The following is a 16,737-nucleotide window of genomic DNA, read 5'->3' on the forward strand; positions in this document are numbered from 1 at the left end:
CTCCGGACAGCGAGGCGGCGGGTGCCTGCACAGACGCCCGCCGTTCACCATCACGGCACATATTTCTGCACGAACCCCACAACCTTTTTAACCAAATCGCTTTCGAACAAGCGCGGGCTAAAGTATGCCCCGGCAACACGCTTGTTGATTTCGCCGATTGTCGGATAGGGGGCCACCATGGCTGCAATCTGACTCATTTTCATGTTATTGGCCAGCGCCAAAGCCCAAAGGTTGATCAGCTCACCTGCTTGATATCCAACAATGGATGCCCCAACAGGACGGCCTTTTACGACCATGACCTTAACAAACCCCTTAGATTTACGCTCGGCCAGAGCGCGGTCATTGTGACTAAAGTGGAAACGAACAACCTCCAGCCCGGCACCATGCTTATCTTTGGCTTGCGCTTCGGTCAGGCCGACTTGGGCCAGCTCAGGGTCTGTGTAGGTCGCCCATGGAATATGTGATGTTTTGGCTTTGGACGGCAGACCGAACAGCATCGAACGGATGATGACCCCTGCGTGATAACCAGCCACATGGGTAAACTGCAGCCCGCCAGCCACATCGCCAATGGCATAGACGCGCTTGTTACTGCTGCGCATGCTGTCATCAACCTCAATCCCCGTGCGCGAAGGTTTGATGTTGCCGGCCTCAAGGTTCAGCTTGTCGACGTTTGATTTGCGTCCGGCCGCCATCAGCAAATGGGACCCCTTGAACACGCGGCCATCCTCGGTCTCGACTTCGATTGCGCCGGCAGTGCCACCTACTTTGGCGACCCTTGCGCCCTCTTCGATTACAACGCCTTCTTCCTTGAGTGCCGCAAGAACCACTTCGGCCAGTTCCGGGTCATCCTTGCCCAGCGCTTTTCCGCCCTCAATCACTGTCACTTTGCAGCCCATACGAATATGCGCCTGAGCCATTTCCATACCAATAGGGCCGCCGCCGACCACCAGCAGATGCTCGGGCGCTTCGCGCAACTCGAAAATGGTTTCATTGGTCTGGAACGGCACACCCTCCAACCCTTCGATGGGCGGCACCATCGGAGACGATCCGGTCGCAATCACAATCCGGCGCGCAGTGATAACGGTGTCACCCGCCTGCACTTCGGTCGGGGAGATAAATGTGCCGAATTCACGAATAACCTTGATACCGAAGCCCTCAAACCGTTCCTGGCTGTCCATTGGTTCGATCGTGGCAATAACATCGGCGACATGATCCTTGGCCGCGGCATAATCGACGGTACCGGCTGCATTCGCCACGCCGTATTGCTCGGCATGGGTTTGCGCATAGGCCGCCTTGCCCGTGGCAATCAGCGCCTTGGAGGGCACACAGCCAAAGTTAAGGCAGTCGCCACCCATCTTGTGACCTTCAAGCAGGACAACCTTTGCCCCCATCTGCGCAGCACCCGCCGCGACAGACAAACCACCAGAGCCCGCGCCAATCACCAGAACGTCAGTTTTAATCTTTTCCATCTTACAAATCCTTTTTGCCGGTCACGGCCTTAATAACAACGGGCATCAGCGACAGGGCACACAGACCCAGAATTGGCAGCAGGATATGCGGCTCAAAAATGATCCCGAGGTTCGGCGTCTCGCCATTGGCGAACACAGTACCCAACCCTGCCCCAACCGAAGTATAGACCAACGAGCCTGGGATAATCCCGAGAAATGTGGAAATCATAAAGCGCTGCAGCGGCACACCAAGGAATGCCGGGATCAGGTTCGCCACAAAGAACGGCACAGCAGGAACCAGACGGATAAAGAACAGCATCGACCACTGATTCTCGTCCAGCCCCTTCTTGATTTTAGAAACCAACCCCTCAGAGGCATCCATCCGCGCCTTCAACTTTTCCCCCAAGCCCATTCGCGCAGCTAGAAAAATCGCGGTCGCACCCAGGGTCGCACCGGTTACATTTACCACCGTACCTAATGCAGTGCCGAACAAGAAACCGCCCGTCAGGGTCGCAATCGCCGCACCGGGCAGCGAGAAACCGACAATCAGGATATAAGCGACGATGAACAACAGCACTGTCAGAATGAAATTCTCGTCCCTAAACGCCAGTAGGACCTCACGATTATCCCGCAACGCGTCAAAGCTGAGGTAATCGCGCAAAGCAAAAGCACCGACAGCTGCGACAATCACAATCAGCGCCAGCGGGCCATAACGTGCAATTGGTGATTTGGTCTGTTCAGTTTGGCTCATAGCGATTAACTCTCTGTGCTTGGTTCGGGTACAGGCTCATACATGATGCTTTCACAGCTCTACCGATAGCCCATTCACGCGCGAGTGATCTCATGTGTGGCTTCGTGAGAAAACAGGTCAGTTTCACGCCCTTTATGAAACATATTCCCGCTGACGCAGGCAAATTTATTGCAACGCTTACGATTTACCCCGCTTAGAGGGTTTGACTTGAGCACAACACCCCTTTAGAGGACGGGTCTGAAATGACGTGTGCGAGCGATTCCGCCGTGCGCAGGCAATACTAGATGGAGACGGAGCGATGAAACGCACCTTTCAACCCAGCAACCTCGTCCGCAAACGCCGCCACGGTTTCCGTGCACGTATGGCAACAAAAGCGGGTCGCAAGATCATCAATGCGCGCCGCGCTCAAGGCCGCAAAGAGCTGAGCGCGTAATCACGCGCCATAGGCTTATGCTATGACACCGCCGGAGACACACCTGATTGGCTCATCCGCCAACGGGGACATGTCTCCGGCGGTTTCGTCATGCGTTGGGCTTACTGTTTTGACCCAACGCCGCGATTTTCAACGCGCGGCGCGTGCTAAGCGCGTGGCTATGCCCGGATTTGTTCTGCAAATGCTCAAACGCCCCGAGGCGGATGATGCAGGCATACGTGTCGGCTACACCTGTTCAAAAAAAGTTGGCAATGCAGTCGCCCGCAATCGCGCCAAGCGCCGCTTGCGCGAAGTTGCCCGTGCGGTTCTGACTGCGCAGGGGCAAATGAACCATGATTACGTACTCATCGGACGCAAATCAGCGACAGCCGCCCTGCCCTTTGATCGGCTGCTTGCGGATATGGAAAAAGCCCTGAACATCCTGCACGGCAAGCAACAATGAGCATTACCGCCCGCCTTGTCGCCCTGCCCGTGCATGCGTACCGTTTGATTTTCAGCCCATGGGTGGGCTTCAACTGCCGCTTTCAACCCACCTGTTCGGCCTATGCACTTGAGGCGCTAGAGCGTCACGGCGCATTAAAAGGCGGGATTCTGGCGGCGCGGCGGATCGGCCGGTGCCACCCGTTCGGCGCTGACGGATACGATCCGGTCCCGGAAAAAGACGACCAACCATAACACGCCCTGATCTTTTGTTTCGTTTTAGCCTGCGGTAAACAAAACCAACCACTCAAGGAGCGCGCAATGCTGGACCAGCCCGAAGAAATCCACCCGCTATTCAATGGCGCGCCGCAAACGACAGAATTCAAAAAACTACGCAAGCGCCTCGTCCGCCAGACCCGCGAAGCCATCGAACAATATGGCATGATCGAACCAGGCACCAAGTGGTTGGTATGCCTATCGGGCGGGAAAGACAGCTACACCCTGCTCGCAGTCCTGCACGAGCTGAAATGGCGCGGCCTGCTCCCAGTAGAACTTCTTGCCTGTAATCTCGATCAGGGTCAGCCCGGCTTTCCTGCGACCGTGCTGCCCGCGTTCCTTGAGAAAATGGGTGTCGAACACCGGATCGAATATCAGGATACCTATTCCATCGTTATGGATAAAATCCCTACGGGCCGCACATTCTGTGCGCTCTGCTCACGGCTGCGTCGCGGGAATCTTTATCGCATAGCGCGCGAGGAAGGGTGTTCGGCAGTTGTGCTCGGCCATCACCGCGATGACATCCTCGAGACATTCTTTATGAATCTCTTTCATGGCGGCAGGCTCGCCACGATGCCGCCCAAGCTTTTGAATGAAGAAGGCGACCTGTTCGTTTATCGTCCTCTCGCCCATGTGGCCGAGGCAGATTGCGAAAAATTTGCATCCGACATGAATTACCCGATCATCCCCTGTGATTTATGCGGCTCGCAGGATGGATTGCAACGCCAGCAGGTCAAAGCAATCCTTGACCAATGGGAGCGCAACAGCCCTGGCCGTCGGCAGGTGATGTTTCGCGCCCTGACGAACGCCCGCCCGTCTCACCTGCTTGATCCGAAATTGTTCGACTTTGCAGGTCTCATGCGCGACCCGGATTAATAATTCCAAGAAACCTCAAATAATCGTCCTGGCGTTAACCCAAGATTGTAATGATTCTTTGTAACCTCCGAGAACCGGACACGTTGTTCGGATGGAGGTGTACGCGTGTCAAATTACCAGAACGAAAACCGATCCTTTGATCTGGTAAGAATACGCAAACGCCTTTTTGACCTGTTAACCAGCCCCCCTGCCCTTGCATTTGTTCCGGCGCTCTCGCTTGCCGCTTTCTGGTTTGGCGGCGAAGGTGCGTTGCTTGTTGTGGCCGCCTTGCTACCTGCCTTGTATCTGGCCTCCAGCGGGCTGGGCTCAACCATCAATCTGCTTAATCCGTCCACATATAAAACGGGATTACTCGGGCGTGGCCCGATGAAAGCCAAATGTGAGGCCATATGGAACGATGCTCATATGGACGGGCTACAATCGTGTATCCATGTAGTGGAAATCGAAGGCTTTCCCGAGATTATAGATCGCTACGGCCCTGCCGCAGCCGATACCATCCTTACCAGAATAGGCGAGCGGCTGATTGGAGCCATGCGCGACGGCGATACAGTTGGCCAGATTGGCGATGCTAGGTTTGCAATTTGCACGGCACCAGTGCGCCACCTCTCACTGGAGTTATGCATACAACTGACCAGCCGGCTTCAGGTCGCAGCCGAAGAGCCGATATCCGTTGATGGTGCAATCGTCTATTGTGATGTTTGCATCGGATTTTGCCAAAGCGCGCGTAGCCCCACCAAAAATAGCAGCACATGGCTTGAAGCGGCTTGTATTGCTCTACGCAGCGCCCAAGCTCACGGGGCTTCATCCATTCGAGCCTACTCCGAGCAGATGCACCAAGATCGGGAAAGCCGCCAATCCCTGAATGTGGATGTCGCCGCAGCCCTTGAAGGTGGCGAAATCCTACCTTGGTTCCAGCCGCAAATCTGCACCGACACGGGCCAGATTACCGGTTTTGAAGCTCTAGCCCGCTGGGTGCATCCCGTTCGCGGTGTCATCTCCCCCGCGATTTTCTTACCGGCATTGGAATCGGCTAACCTACTTGAACGGCTGGCCGAAGTGATGATGTTCCACAGCTTCCGCGCGCTCAAGCAGTGGGACACTGCCGGTGTCAAAATCCCGCAAGTCGGGGTGAATTTCGCGGGCTCCGAACTGAGTAACCCTCGCCTGCTCGAAAAGATAAAATGGGATTTGGACCGCTTTGAGCTCAGCCCGGACAGATTGGCAATCGAGGTTCTGGAAACCGTTGTCGCCTCTGCTCCGGACGATATCATCACACGCAACATCAATGCATTAGCATCATTAGGGTGCCGGATAGATCTGGATGATTTCGGCACCGGTAACGCCTCCATCGCATCGATTCGCCGTTTTTCCGTTAGCCGGATCAAAATCGACCGTAGTTTTGTGATGAAAGCCGACCGCGATCCTGAACAACAGCGCATGATCAGCGCAATCCTGACTATGGCTGAACGCCTCGGGGTGGAAACGCTCGCCGAAGGTGTGGAAACTGTCGGAGAGCATGCTTTGCTCTCGCAGCTTGGGTGCGACCACGTCCAAGGCTTCGGCATCGCCCGTCCAATGCCATTTGACCAAACGCTTGAGTGGATCAAAGCCCACGGTGCGAAAAAGGTCGAGGTACCCGAGATTCTTCAAAGCAGACAAAAATAACCTGAAACTTGCGCAAAACCTCCGCGCCAACCGGTGCAGCCACCTCGAATCTGCTTGACCTTTGGTGCGCTGCGTTGTGTACCGACCGGACAGTTTTCAGACATCAGGTGGCGGTGCCAATGGACGACCAGAACAAAAACCTCATCATTGCGACAGCACTCAGCTTTGTTGTAATCCTCGTATGGTTTGTCCTCTTCCCTCCACCAGAGCCGGAAACACCACTCGAACAGGCGGCCATATCGGAAAGCGCCGCTTTGGACGGCACACTTACGCCACCAAGTGCGGCAACAACGACGCCCCCTGCCGCGACGAACGCCGACACAAGCACGTCTTCGAGCGCTCTTGCCACAGCGGCACGTGTTGAAATCGAAACATCCCGCGTCAGCGGATCCTTGTCCCTGCTTGGTGGGCGCATCGACGAATTGTCGCTCAATGATTATTCCACCTCGCTGGACGATGATGCGTCTATCGTAGAGATTCTGTTTCCTGCCACCGAACCCGGCGCGCAATATGCGCTCCATGGTTGGGCAGGCACTGCAGGGCTGGATCCCGCAAGCGTGCCCGGTCCAAACACACCCTGGACATTGGCCGAGGGCGATGTTCTGCGCACGGACACACCTGTAACCCTCGCATGGGATAATGGCGCAGGCCTTTTATTCCGCAAGGAAATCTCGATCGACGACAACTTTATGTTTACGATCACGCAAAGCGTTGAAAACACAGGCAGCGCAGCAGTTTCCATGGCTCCTTACGCCGTGCTCGCCCGGCATGGCATTCCACAAGACCTCAAGAATTTCTTCATTCTGCATGAAGGCGTCGTCGCCATGGCTGATGGCGAATATTCCGAGACCGAATGGGATAAAATGCAGGATTTTGATTTCAACCAAAATGCCGGCGCACGTACCGAAGAACAAGACATTCTCGACAATGGCTGGATCGGCTTCACGGATCATTACTGGATGAGTGTGCTGATCCCCGATCAGAACAGCCCCTTCAAGTCGGTCTCAAAATACGACGAGCGTCGCGATATCTACCAGACCGAAGCCGTTAACCCCGTTCAAACGATTGCCCCCGGCCAGACAGCGACAAACACCAGCCGCTTCTTTGCCGGTGCCAAGGAATGGGATGTTCTCAAAGCTTACGAGGATGCAGGCGTATACAACTTCGTCGACGCGATTGACTGGGGTTGGTTTTCATTCCTGACCAAGCCGATCTTCTGGCTGTTGCACCACCTCAACATCCTGATTGGCAACATGGGGATCGCGATCATTGGTTTGACGTTGTTTATCAAGGCGCTGCTGTTCCCGCTGGCCTATAAATCATACGTCTCAATGGCCAAGATGAAAGAGCTTCAACCAAAAATGGAGAAGCTCAAAGAAGATGCCGGCGACGACCGTGCAAAACTTCAACAGGGCATGATGGCGCTGTACAAAAAGGAAAAAGTGAACCCTGCTGCCGGTTGTTTGCCAATCCTCATGCAGATTCCGATCTTCTTCTCGCTCTACAAAGTGATCTTTGTCACAATCGAACTGCGTCACGCACCCTTCTTCGGCCCCTTCCGTGATCTCAGCTCCCCTGACCCGACATCGCTCTTTAACCTGTTCGGCCTTCTGCCCTGGGGTGCCCCCGAAGCCGGTAGCGTAATGGCGCTGGTGTTCATCGGCATTCTGCCGCTTCTGCTGGGGATTTCGATGTTCCTGCAGCAAAAGCTGAACCCCGCTCCTACGGACCCCACACAAAAGATGATCTTTGCCTGGATGCCTTGGGTCTTCATGTTCATGTTGGGTGGCTTTGCCTCTGGCCTTGTTGTGTACTGGATCGCCAACAACACAATCACCTTTACCCAGCAGTATTTGATCATGCGCTCACAGGGCTACAAACCCGACCTTTTGGGCAATATCAAAGGCAGCCGTGGCAAAAAGGCCGACACTGAAACGAGCAAGTAATGAAAATCAACACGATCTGGCGCCACCCGATAAAAAGCCATGGGCGTGAAACGCTAGATCGTGTTTCCCTACTTGAGGGGCAATCCATGCCCTATGACCGTCTTTGGGCCATTGCCCATGACGCGACAAAGGCAGACGGTAGCAGTTGGGCCGCCTGCCAAAACTTCAGCATCGGCTCAAAAACGCCGGCCTTGATGGCTATTTCTGCAAGGCTGGATGAAGCCAGCCAAACAATCACCCTAAGCCACCCGGACCAGCCCGACCTCACCGTGCAGCCCGACACCCAAAGCGCAAAGCTGCTCGAATGGGTAAGCGCGTTGTGTGCCCCGAACCGTGCGATGCCTGCCCATGTATTCAAACTAGCCGCGCGCGGCTTTACCGATACGCCCTTCCCTTCGGTGTCTCTCAACAACATCGCGTCGCACGCCGCCGTCCACGCGATCACCGGCACCAAGCTCCAGCCCGAGCGCTGGCGCGGCAACTTCTGGTTTGACGGTGATAAGGCTTGGCAAGAATTCGACTGGATCGGACGCGAGCTAACGCTTGGCACGGCACGGCTCAAAGTGGTAGACCGCATCAAACGTTGTAAGGCGACTACAGCAAACACTGACACCGGCCTGCGTGATGTAGATACGCTCAAGGCACTCAACTCACTTGGCCATCAGGATTTCGGCGTTTACGCCAGTGTTATCCAATCCGGCGAAGTCGCTATTGGCGACCAATTGGAGCTTATTTGATGCAACTGCCCTTCCCGCTTGCTGAAGAACCCGACGCATACACACTCGAACGCGGACGCCTGTTATTCGCGGGGGAGACCGAGTTCGTTAAAGGCGTTGTCGCCATGTCTGGCCTGCCAGAGGCAGACCGGATCGAAGTATGCTTTGCTGGCCGTTCGAATGTGGGGAAGTCCACCCTCATCAATGCGCTTACGGGCATGAAGGCCTTGGCACGCGCGTCAAACACCCCCGGCCGGACCCAAGAGATCAATTATTTCACCGCTGGCGAATCGCTCTACCTCGTCGATCTGCCCGGTTATGGCTATGCAAATGCCCCCCTGCCCGTTGTCGAAAAATGGCAGCGCCTGCTTAAACAATTCCTCCAAGGCCGTCAGACCCTGCGCCGCGCCTTTGTTCTGATTGATGCACGCCACGGCGTGAAAGCCGTCGATGATGAAATTATGAGCCTCCTCGACAGTTCCGCTGTGACATTTCAGGCGGTATTGACCAAGGCGGATAAGGTCAAAGAGGTAGAGCGGGAAAAAATCCTGACACAGGTTCGCGGCGCGCTGGCCAAACACCCCGCAGCCTACCCCGAGATTATCGTGACCTCGTCAGAAAAGGGCTGGGGCATCCCTACATTGCGCTCTGTGATTGCCACGCTCGAATAAGCGCCTATGATCCCGCAAGAGAACGGGACCACAGATATGAGAAAACAAGAAATGAACCGCGACTGGGCCGCCACCGCTGCCACTCTTTCACAAGCGCTGCCCTATATGCAGCGCTATAATGACGCGACTGTTGTGATCAAATTAGGCGGCCATGCCATGGGCAGCGATGAGGCCATGGAAGAGTTCGCGCGCGATGTTGTGCTGATGCGGCAGGTGGGGGTTAATCCCGTGATCGTGCATGGCGGCGGCCCAATGATCAACGACATGCTTGGCCGGTTGAACATCAAATCCGAATTTGTGAACGGCAAACGCGTCACCGATGCCGCGACCATGGAAGTGGTCGAGATGGTCCTCTCTGGCCTCGTGAACGCCAAAATCGTGCAAGCCATCTCATCTCAGGGCGGCCGTGCCGTGGGGGTTTCCGGTAAGGATAGCGGCCTGATCATCTGCGAGCCCGAAGACCCAGCGCTTGGCCTTGTTGGCAAGCCCACAGCGGTCAATCCACGCCTATTGCTAGACATGGCCGAGAAAGAGCTGATCCCCGTGATCGCGCCCTTGGGCATGGGACGGAATGGCGAGACCTTCAACATCAATGGTGACACAGCTGCCGGCGCGATTGCTGCCGCGCTCAAGGCCGACCGCTTGCTGCTGTTGACTGATGTCTCAGGCGTAAAGAATGCCGCAGGCGAGGTGCTGACCGAGCTGACTGCGTCACAAATCGGCGAAATGACAGCTGACGGCACTATCGCCGGTGGCATGATCCCCAAAACACAGACCGCTCTGGACGCGCTTAGTGCCGGGGTGCGAGCCAGTGTTATTCTTGACGGTCGCGCCCCCAATGCCTGCTTGCTAGAGCTGTTTACGGAACATGGTGCGGGCTCGATCATTCGCGCAGGATAAGCACCTTGTCCGCTCCCTCACAGCCCCTGTTGGACAGGATAGAAGGCATTGCAGCCCCTTACGGCCTGATGACCATGGGGGGTGGCCATATTGAGGCTGAGCAAACTATTGTACTGCTAGGAACAGCCGCGACATTCTGGGACAAATTTATCGAAACGCGAGAGTTTTCGGATGCCAAGGTTGATCCGGTAGATCGCTGGTCGAAGCGGGTTATGCCCGAGATAATGCAGGCTGCTGGTGCCCAAGACGTCATCTTCCCCTTTGGTGGTCCGCCCTATGCCCCGTTCCTATCCTGGGCCAAACAAACGGGTGAGGCTTTTGACAGCCCTGTTGGAATGTTGGTCCATTACCGTAGCGGCCTTATGATCTCTTACCGAGGCGCATTGGTATTTGACCGATGCCTCCCCCTGCCCGACATGCGCCTCAGCAATCCCTGTGATGACTGCACCGACCGCCCTTGCCTGACGGCATGCCCTGTTGATGCACTGTCGGAGCTGCATCCCTATGATGTGCCTGCATGCAAATCCTATCTGGCCACAGACAAGGGGGATAGCTGTGTCACTCTCGGCTGTGCAGTCCGTCGTGCATGCCCTGTCAGCCAATCATTCGGCCGCGCCATAGCGCAATCCGCACACCACATGCGCGCATTCAAAGGAGAGCTTGGATGAAACGCCTAATCCTCATACGACACGCCAAATCCGACTGGTCCGATCTGGATGCTTCGGACCATGAACGCCGGTTGAATGCACGCGGCCAACAGGCGGCACAACTGATGAGCCAATACCTGCACAGCCAACACCTGTCCCCCGATCACGTGCTGTGCTCGGATGCCAAACGGACGGTGGAAACGCTTGACCTTCTCGCATTACAAAACGTCGAGCAAACGATCACCCGCAAGCTTTATCTGGCTGAGCCTGACCAAATGGCGGCAACCCTCAAACGCCAGTCTGAAGAATGTGTGATGATTATCGGGCATAATCCCGGGTGTGCGATGCTGGCCGAAATGCTTCTGGATAAAGTGCCGGATCATCCGCAATTCTTTCGCTATCCGACATGTGCCCTTCTGGTTGCCGATTTTGACATCGAAACATGGGCCTCATTGCGCATGAACACAGGGACAGTTGTCGATTTCATAGTGCCCCGTGATCTGAACGCATAAGGGCGGAGGTTTCCCGCCGCCCTTCAACTTCTCGCATTAAGCCGCGCTTAGTGGCCCAGAATCTGGCTCAGGAACAACTGTGTGCGTGGGCTTTGCGGGTTGTTAAAGAAGGCTTCCGGCTCGTTCTGCTCAACGATCTGGCCTTGGTCCATAAAGATAACGCGGTTGGCCACCTGACGGGCAAAACCCATCTCATGGGTAACGCAGAGCATGGTCATGCCTTCTTCGGCAAGCTCGATCATAGTGTCGAGCACTTCCTTGATCATCTCAGGGTCAAGCGCCGAGGTTGGTTCATCAAACAACATGATACGCGGCTTCATGCACAAGGAACGCGCAATGGCCACACGCTGCTGCTGACCACCCGAAAGCTGGCCAGGGAACTTGTCCGCCTGATCAGGGATCTTCACCTTTTCGAGGTAGTGCATCGCGACTTCCTCGGCTTCCTTCTTGGGTGTCTTACGTACCCAGATCGGAGCCAATGTGAGGTTGTCCAGAATGCTCAGATGCGGGAACAGGTTGAAGTGCTGAAAGCACATGCCCACTTCTGAACGGATCTTGTCGATGTTTTTGAGATCAGATGACAGCAGCGTGCCGTCGACCTCGATCGAGCCCTTCTGATGCTCTTCCAGCGCGTTAATGCAACGGATGAGCGTGGATTTACCCGAGCCTGACGGCCCGCAGATCACGATACGCTCGCCCTGATACACCGTCAGATCAATGTCACGCAGCACGTGGAACGTACCGTACCACTTGTTCATGTTCTGGATGGAAATTGCGACCTTGTCGGACACTTTGAGTTTGGTATCAGCCATGATGTGGCCTCCCTATTTTATACAGATCCACTAAGACGCACTTAGCGGTGATCAGTCGCAAGGCGGCGTTCCAGCCACTGCGAATATTGAGAAATGCCGTAGCAGACGACGAAGAACAAAAGCGCGGCGAAGCCCAAAAGCTCCCAATAGACCCCGTTCCACTCGGTGGAGGCCAGAATTGGACCGCGGATCATGCCCAGAAGATCGAACATCGAGATGACCGAAACCAATGTGGTGTCCTTGAACAGACCCACGGCGATATTCACGATGCCCGGAATCGAAATCTTCAGCGCTTGAGGCAAGATGATCAAACGCATCGCTTGCGGGTAATCGAGGCCCAGACTGTCTGCCGCTTCATACTGCCCTTTAGGCAACGCTGCCAAACCACCCCGTATCACCTCGGCGATATAGGCAGCGGAGAACATGGTGATCATGATCACCACGCGGATAAACAGATCAACGGTCTGCTCAGGCGGGAAGAAATAAGACAGCATCACGCTTGCCACGAAGAGCAGTGTAATCAGCGGTACCCCACGAATAAATTCGATGAAGATCACGCAAATCCACTTGATCAGCGGCATGGAGCTTTGCCGTCCCAATGCCAAAGCGATGCCCAACGGAACCGACAAGGAAACGCAGACCAGACCCAGCATCAAGTTGAGCATGAAGCCCCCCAGATCCCGCGAATTCACACTTGGGAGCAATGGGGTTTCCGGCGCAAGCGCTGCAGCAATTGCCCCGCCGATATACCAGACAACCAAGGCTGCAGCGATGCCGCCAAAGAAGCCAAACGCAAAGCTACGCGTCACAAGACGGGAATAAACCACATAGCCCGCAACAAATCCGACCAGAGCAAAAATTGGCGTCCAGATTGTCCCGCCCCAGATCAACCAGAAAGCAACAAAGGGGAACAAGGCCGTAAAGATCAGCAGCTTGCGTGGAAGGTCGAAGAAAAGCACAGGAGCCAGCGCAGGAGCGATCAGCAAGAACGCCAAGTTCGGGCGCCAATATTGCATGATAACGTTCTCAAAGCGCGCGTCCGTTGGGTATTTGAACCCATAGATCAACTGGTGCCAACGCTCTGTAAGAACAGAGAAGCACGCAGCCGACTGGCCCTGCAAAATCTCGCGGCATTCGGCCAAAGACGTCGTCGACCATACGCCGCCCGCAATCCAGGGCAACGCCCCACCTAAGATCAAATAGATGATATAAGCAGCCGCAACCGTGAGCAGCGCGTTAGGCCATGTGGCAAACAGATTGTCTTTCACCCATTTCAGAGGCCCCGCAGCACTCGCCGGAGCCGCCTGCTGGGGAAGCGTGTCAGTACGCACAAAAGCGATGTTGGCATGTTCATGTGTGTCTGACATCTCAGCGCTCCTTCAGTTTCATTGAGCTGTTGTAGATGTTCATAAACGTCGAGATCAGCAGCGAGATCACAAGATAGAACAACATCAACAGCAGTACACATTCAATCGCACGACCCGTCTGGTTAAGCGTAATGCCCCCCAGAGTGGCGGTGATGTCGGCATAGCCAACAGCAATCGCCAAAGACGAGTTCTTAGTGATGTTGAGGTATTGCGAAATCAGCGGGGGGATAATCACCCGCAATGCTTGTGGCAGCACAACAAGATTCATAATCCGGCCAGAGCGCAAGCCAAGCGCGGCCGCAGCTTCTGTCTGACCTTTGGACACCGCCTGAATACCTGCGCGAACGTTTTCCGCGATAAAAGCACCGGTATAGATCGACAAAGCGAACCAAAGAGCGATCAATGGGCCACCGACCTTAATGCCACCAGAAAAGTTGAAGCCTTTGAGCGCAGGAATTTCCCAGCTAAGGCCAAGGATCAAGCACAGGATGATGATCGGAGCGAACCAGATGGCCAGATTAACCCAGAGTGTATTGGGGCGTACGCCGGTGTCTTCCTGAATGCTGTTGGCCCGTTTCGTAAAGAAACGTGTGGCGAACAACGAACCAACAAGTGTCGCGATAACCAGAAGCCAATTGATAATGCTGCCGTCCGCCCCGCCAACACCGCGTGTGAAATAGGGCCCGGGCACATAAACGCCGCGATTGGTAAAGGCAAACAAATCCAGCAGCATGGAGCTGGCAGGATCATCGCCGCGGAAATCCCGAGGGCTTGGCATCACAGCGGTCATGATCGTGAAGATAATAATGATCCAGATCAGCACTGGGATATTACGGAAAATCTCAACGTAAAAGGCCATCAATTTGCTGACCAACCAGTTATTGGACAGGCGCAAAACCCCCGCGATCACGCCCAAAACAGTCGCGGTCACGCAGGCCAGAAATGCAACAAGCAGCGTATTCAAGATACCGACGACAGCAGCGCGCAGATTCGAATCCTGGCTGTTGTAATCAATCAGCGTTTGGTTAATGTCGTAACCGGCTGAACTTCCCAGAAACGAGAATGAGATATTCAGACCCGCAGCGGATAGGTTTGCAGCAAGGTTGCGATAAAGATAAGCCAGCGCAAGCGCCAGCAAAATGGCCGCAATGGCTTGCAATGTCATGGATCGGTAACGCGTGTCGTTCAACAGCATAGATAGCCGGAACGAGCCCTTTGGAGGGTCCGAGAGTGTTGACATTAGATGTATCCCCGTAGATCCGGATAGTACTTGCGCCTTGTGACGTCTGTGCCGGATCAGTTTACTTTTTTAGGTGTAGCAATGCACAAAGGGCGCGGCATACACCGCGCCCTTTGCATTAGAGTTTAGCGGAAAGGAGCAGTGTACAGCAGGCCGCCGTCTGTCCATTGTGCGTTCAAACCACGCGCCAGACCGATTGGTGTGGATTCGCCGATGTTCTTCTCGAAGATCTCACCGTAGTTGCCTTGCGTTTGGATCGCACGCATCGCCCATTGAGCGTCGAGGCCAAGCATTTCGCCCAGGCCACCTTCGGAGCCGAGCAGACGCGCGACTTCTGGGTTTGTGGTGCTTGTGGCCATTTCAGCAACATTTGTGGAAGACACACCCAGCTCTTCAGCTGCGATCAGTGCGTTGAGTGTCCAGCGAGCGATATCGCCCCATTCGTTGTCACCGTGACGTACCAGTGGGCCGAGTGGCTCTTTGGATACGATTTCCGGCAGCAGAATGTGCTCATCGGGGTTTTCGAATGTGGCACGCGTGGACGCAAGGCCGGACGCATCGGTTGTGTAAACGTCACATGCACCGGCAAGGTACTGCTGCTGTGCTTCGGCGTTTGTCTCGATTGGCACAGGCTCGTAGCTGATGTTGTTGGAGCGGAAGAAGTCAGCAAGGTTCAGCTCGGTTGTTGTACCGGTCTGGATACAGACTGTCGCACCATCAAGATCTTTGGCCGAGGAAACACCCAGCTCTTTTGGAACCATGAAGCCTTGGCCGTCATAGTAGTTCACGCCGACGAAATCGAACTTCAGGTCGACGTCACGGGAGAATGTCCATGTGGTGTTACGCGCCAGCAGGTCGATCTCACCCGATGCCAAAGCAGTAAAGCGAGTCTTACCGGTTGTCGGGATAAATTCGACAGCAGTCGCATCGCCCAGAACAGCCGCGGCAACAGCGCGACATACGGAAACGTCAAAACCCTGCCATTCGCCGTTTGCGTCCGGTGCAGCAAAGCCAACCAGACCTGTTGTCACGCCGCAGTTCAGCTTGCCGCGCGCTTTGACGTCATCCAGCGTTGCGGCGGCTGCTGCACCTGCAGTCAAACCGGCAATCGTGAGTGCGCCAAGAATAATTGATTTTTTCATTTGTACCTCTTCCTGATTTTCCGCCACTTTTTGGGCGAATACTCCGATGCTTTTTACAACACCGGTGGTGATACTCCGCAGGTTCGCCCTGCATAGTGGCAGTAAGTGTCTTCTACTTTGCACAGGAAGGTCAAGTGCCGCTGTACTAAAAACACCAGTCTCATTCCTCATGAAACGCTACTCAGATTGAATTATCAGCTATTCAACCTGAGCGAGGGCAAACATACGATCCGCGTGCATAAATGCTTCCCGTTTTACCAAGGCCAGAGCGGTGGCATCATCGTCCTCGCCCCACTGTTCTTCCTGCCATGTCTCATCCAACCGCGATAGCGCCCAAAGCTCATCCACAGGACGTGCTTTAAGGGCCGCGGCAAAGCCAAGAACAAGCGAACCGGACAGGCTGACCAGATCGTGAAAGGCGGCCAGTTCAAAATCGCTCAGCGCATGTGTTCGCGCCCGTAGGACAGAAATAGAATCAGCCGCTTGAGGGATATGCATCACACCGGTGCGAGAGGCCAAAGGCGCCCCCAGTGTTGCCTCGGCCCATGCCAGCATCGGATCCCAATGCGCGGCCTGCCGTGCCACCAGTTCTTCTGGCGATTCTGCACGATAGCACAACAGATCACTATCGCCATAGGCGGCCAGCATCTCTGCGACCTCGGCGTGTTGTATGCTCACCTTATCAAGTGCCGCATTCGCCGTGCGGGTCGCTGGCATTGTGGCGGGATTGATCACATCCTCTTGGGCATCCCATTCAACAGCAACCGCTTCCGCCAAGCCCCGCGTGGGCAGTTGCAGAGGGCGCTTTGCAGGTGTCTTGACCGGGCGGCCATCCAGAACGACAGCAAAGCCGTCATCACCCGATACAACGTCCACCGTTTTCCAGAACCGTTTGGCTTTCCAATCACCCATGTC

The 16,737-nt window shown here is 55.1% G+C and carries 18 protein-coding genes; 11 read left to right on the forward strand and 7 right to left on the reverse strand.

Annotation, left to right across the window (positions count from 1 at the left end):
* Window positions 1-50: 50 nt before the first annotated feature.
* Both ABJM03_RS13215 and ABJM03_RS13220 read right to left on the reverse strand, forming a co-directional pair.
* A complete protein-coding gene (locus tag ABJM03_RS13215) occupies window positions 51-1,469 on the reverse strand; it encodes an FAD-dependent oxidoreductase (protein ID WP_348418220.1) in 1,419 nt (472 codons plus the stop codon).
* Window position 1,470: 1 nt separating this feature from the next.
* Window positions 1,471-2,199, reverse strand: coding sequence for a TVP38/TMEM64 family protein (locus ABJM03_RS13220; protein WP_348418221.1), 729 nt, complete (start codon window positions 2,197-2,199; stop codon window positions 1,471-1,473).
* Window positions 2,200-2,497: 298 nt separating this feature from the next.
* On the opposite strand from ABJM03_RS13220, the gene rpmH reads away from it, so the two are divergent.
* The 11 genes from rpmH to ABJM03_RS13275 all read left to right on the forward strand — a co-directional run bounded on the left by rpmH (window position 2,498) and on the right by ABJM03_RS13275 (window position 11,261).
* Window positions 2,498-2,632, forward strand: a complete 135-nt coding sequence (gene rpmH, locus ABJM03_RS13225) for a 50S ribosomal protein L34 (protein WP_025063397.1) — start codon at window positions 2,498-2,500, stop codon at window positions 2,630-2,632.
* Window positions 2,633-2,654: 22 nt separating this feature from the next.
* Window positions 2,655-3,074 (forward strand): ribonuclease P protein component, encoded by a 420-nt coding sequence (rnpA, locus tag ABJM03_RS13230; protein ID WP_348418222.1) that lies wholly within the window; start codon window positions 2,655-2,657, stop codon window positions 3,072-3,074.
* Complete coding sequence (yidD, locus tag ABJM03_RS13235; RefSeq protein ID WP_348418224.1) at window positions 3,071-3,307, forward strand: membrane protein insertion efficiency factor YidD; 237 nt, start codon at window positions 3,071-3,073, stop codon at window positions 3,305-3,307. The genes rnpA and yidD overlap by 4 nt, the downstream gene beginning before the upstream one ends.
* A gap of 66 nt (window positions 3,308-3,373) precedes the next feature.
* Window positions 3,374-4,204, forward strand: a complete 831-nt coding sequence (gene ttcA / locus ABJM03_RS13240; RefSeq protein WP_348418226.1) for a tRNA 2-thiocytidine(32) synthetase TtcA — start codon at window positions 3,374-3,376, stop codon at window positions 4,202-4,204.
* 105 nt (window positions 4,205-4,309) lie between these two features.
* Window positions 4,310-5,869 (forward strand): bifunctional diguanylate cyclase/phosphodiesterase, encoded by a 1,560-nt coding sequence (locus ABJM03_RS13245; RefSeq protein WP_348418227.1) that lies wholly within the window; start codon window positions 4,310-4,312, stop codon window positions 5,867-5,869.
* A 119-nt stretch (window positions 5,870-5,988) separates the two neighbouring features.
* Window positions 5,989-7,815, forward strand: coding sequence for a membrane protein insertase YidC (yidC, locus tag ABJM03_RS13250; RefSeq protein ID WP_348418229.1), 1,827 nt, complete (start codon window positions 5,989-5,991; stop codon window positions 7,813-7,815).
* Window positions 7,815-8,552: an MOSC N-terminal beta barrel domain-containing protein gene (locus tag ABJM03_RS13255; RefSeq protein ID WP_348418231.1), complete on the forward strand. Its 738-nt coding sequence runs from the start codon at window positions 7,815-7,817 to the stop codon at window positions 8,550-8,552. The genes yidC and ABJM03_RS13255 overlap by 1 nt, the downstream gene beginning before the upstream one ends.
* Window positions 8,552-9,202 (forward strand): ribosome biogenesis GTP-binding protein YihA/YsxC, encoded by a 651-nt coding sequence (gene yihA / locus ABJM03_RS13260; protein ID WP_348418233.1) that lies wholly within the window; start codon window positions 8,552-8,554, stop codon window positions 9,200-9,202. Before ABJM03_RS13255 ends, yihA begins: the two co-directional genes overlap by 1 nt.
* A gap of 36 nt (window positions 9,203-9,238) precedes the next feature.
* A complete protein-coding gene (argB, locus tag ABJM03_RS13265) occupies window positions 9,239-10,102 on the forward strand; it encodes an acetylglutamate kinase (protein WP_348418235.1) in 864 nt (287 codons plus the stop codon).
* Between the two features lie 5 nt (window positions 10,103-10,107).
* Window positions 10,108-10,770 (forward strand): ferredoxin, encoded by a 663-nt coding sequence (locus ABJM03_RS13270; RefSeq protein ID WP_348418236.1) that lies wholly within the window; start codon window positions 10,108-10,110, stop codon window positions 10,768-10,770.
* A complete protein-coding gene (locus tag ABJM03_RS13275) occupies window positions 10,767-11,261 on the forward strand; it encodes a histidine phosphatase family protein (protein WP_348418237.1) in 495 nt (164 codons plus the stop codon). The genes ABJM03_RS13270 and ABJM03_RS13275 overlap by 4 nt, the downstream gene beginning before the upstream one ends.
* A gap of 47 nt (window positions 11,262-11,308) precedes the next feature.
* Here ABJM03_RS13275 and ABJM03_RS13280 read toward each other — a convergent pair whose 3' ends face one another.
* The 5 genes from ABJM03_RS13280 to ABJM03_RS13300 all read right to left on the reverse strand — a co-directional run bounded on the left by ABJM03_RS13280 (window position 11,309) and on the right by ABJM03_RS13300 (window position 16,734).
* Complete coding sequence (locus ABJM03_RS13280) at window positions 11,309-12,073, reverse strand: amino acid ABC transporter ATP-binding protein (RefSeq protein WP_348418239.1); 765 nt, start codon at window positions 12,071-12,073, stop codon at window positions 11,309-11,311.
* A 41-nt stretch (window positions 12,074-12,114) separates the two neighbouring features.
* Window positions 12,115-13,440, reverse strand: coding sequence for an amino acid ABC transporter permease (locus ABJM03_RS13285; RefSeq protein WP_348418241.1), 1,326 nt, complete (start codon window positions 13,438-13,440; stop codon window positions 12,115-12,117).
* Window position 13,441: 1 nt separating this feature from the next.
* Complete coding sequence (locus tag ABJM03_RS13290; protein WP_348418243.1) at window positions 13,442-14,680, reverse strand: ABC transporter permease subunit; 1,239 nt, start codon at window positions 14,678-14,680, stop codon at window positions 13,442-13,444.
* 125 nt (window positions 14,681-14,805) lie between these two features.
* On the reverse strand, window positions 14,806-15,822 hold the full coding sequence (locus tag ABJM03_RS13295; protein ID WP_348418245.1) for an amino acid ABC transporter substrate-binding protein: 1,017 nt from the start codon (window positions 15,820-15,822) through the stop codon (window positions 14,806-14,808).
* A 198-nt stretch (window positions 15,823-16,020) separates the two neighbouring features.
* Entirely contained in the window at window positions 16,021-16,734 is a 714-nt protein-coding gene (locus ABJM03_RS13300) for an ATP12 family protein (protein ID WP_348418247.1), read from the reverse strand.
* Window positions 16,735-16,737: the final 3 nt, after the last annotated feature.

Origin of the sequence: Sulfitobacter sp. (genome assembly GCF_039977885.1) — a bacterium.
Classification (GTDB): Bacteria; Pseudomonadota; Alphaproteobacteria; order Rhodobacterales; family Rhodobacteraceae; genus Sulfitobacter.

What these genes read in the sequence shown, in the direction of transcription:
- ABJM03_RS13215 (WP_348418220.1), bottom strand. Translation starts at nt 1,469, where the DNA reads ATGGAAAAGATTAAAACTGACGTTCTGGTGATTGGCGCGGGCTCTGGT.
- ABJM03_RS13220 (WP_348418221.1), bottom strand. Translation starts at nt 2,199, where the DNA reads ATGAGCCAAACTGAACAGACCAAATCACCAATTGCACGTTATGGCCCG.
- rpmH (WP_025063397.1), top strand. Translation starts at nt 2,498, where the DNA reads ATGAAACGCACCTTTCAACCCAGCAACCTCGTCCGCAAACGCCGCCAC.
- rnpA (WP_348418222.1), top strand. Translation starts at nt 2,655, where the DNA reads ATGACACCGCCGGAGACACACCTGATTGGCTCATCCGCCAACGGGGAC.
- yidD (WP_348418224.1), top strand. Translation starts at nt 3,071, where the DNA reads ATGAGCATTACCGCCCGCCTTGTCGCCCTGCCCGTGCATGCGTACCGT.
- ttcA (WP_348418226.1), top strand. Translation starts at nt 3,374, where the DNA reads ATGCTGGACCAGCCCGAAGAAATCCACCCGCTATTCAATGGCGCGCCG.
- yidC (WP_348418229.1), top strand. Translation starts at nt 5,989, where the DNA reads ATGGACGACCAGAACAAAAACCTCATCATTGCGACAGCACTCAGCTTT.
- ABJM03_RS13255 (WP_348418231.1), top strand. Translation starts at nt 7,815, where the DNA reads ATGAAAATCAACACGATCTGGCGCCACCCGATAAAAAGCCATGGGCGT.
- yihA (WP_348418233.1), top strand. Translation starts at nt 8,552, where the DNA reads ATGCAACTGCCCTTCCCGCTTGCTGAAGAACCCGACGCATACACACTC.
- argB (WP_348418235.1), top strand. Translation starts at nt 9,239, where the DNA reads ATGAGAAAACAAGAAATGAACCGCGACTGGGCCGCCACCGCTGCCACT.
- ABJM03_RS13275 (WP_348418237.1), top strand. Translation starts at nt 10,767, where the DNA reads ATGAAACGCCTAATCCTCATACGACACGCCAAATCCGACTGGTCCGAT.
- ABJM03_RS13280 (WP_348418239.1), bottom strand. Translation starts at nt 12,073, where the DNA reads ATGGCTGATACCAAACTCAAAGTGTCCGACAAGGTCGCAATTTCCATC.
- ABJM03_RS13285 (WP_348418241.1), bottom strand. Translation starts at nt 13,440, where the DNA reads ATGTCAGACACACATGAACATGCCAACATCGCTTTTGTGCGTACTGAC.
- ABJM03_RS13290 (WP_348418243.1), bottom strand. Translation starts at nt 14,680, where the DNA reads ATGTCAACACTCTCGGACCCTCCAAAGGGCTCGTTCCGGCTATCTATG.
- ABJM03_RS13295 (WP_348418245.1), bottom strand. Translation starts at nt 15,822, where the DNA reads ATGAAAAAATCAATTATTCTTGGCGCACTCACGATTGCCGGTTTGACT.
- ABJM03_RS13300 (WP_348418247.1), bottom strand. Translation starts at nt 16,734, where the DNA reads ATGGGTGATTGGAAAGCCAAACGGTTCTGGAAAACGGTGGACGTTGTA.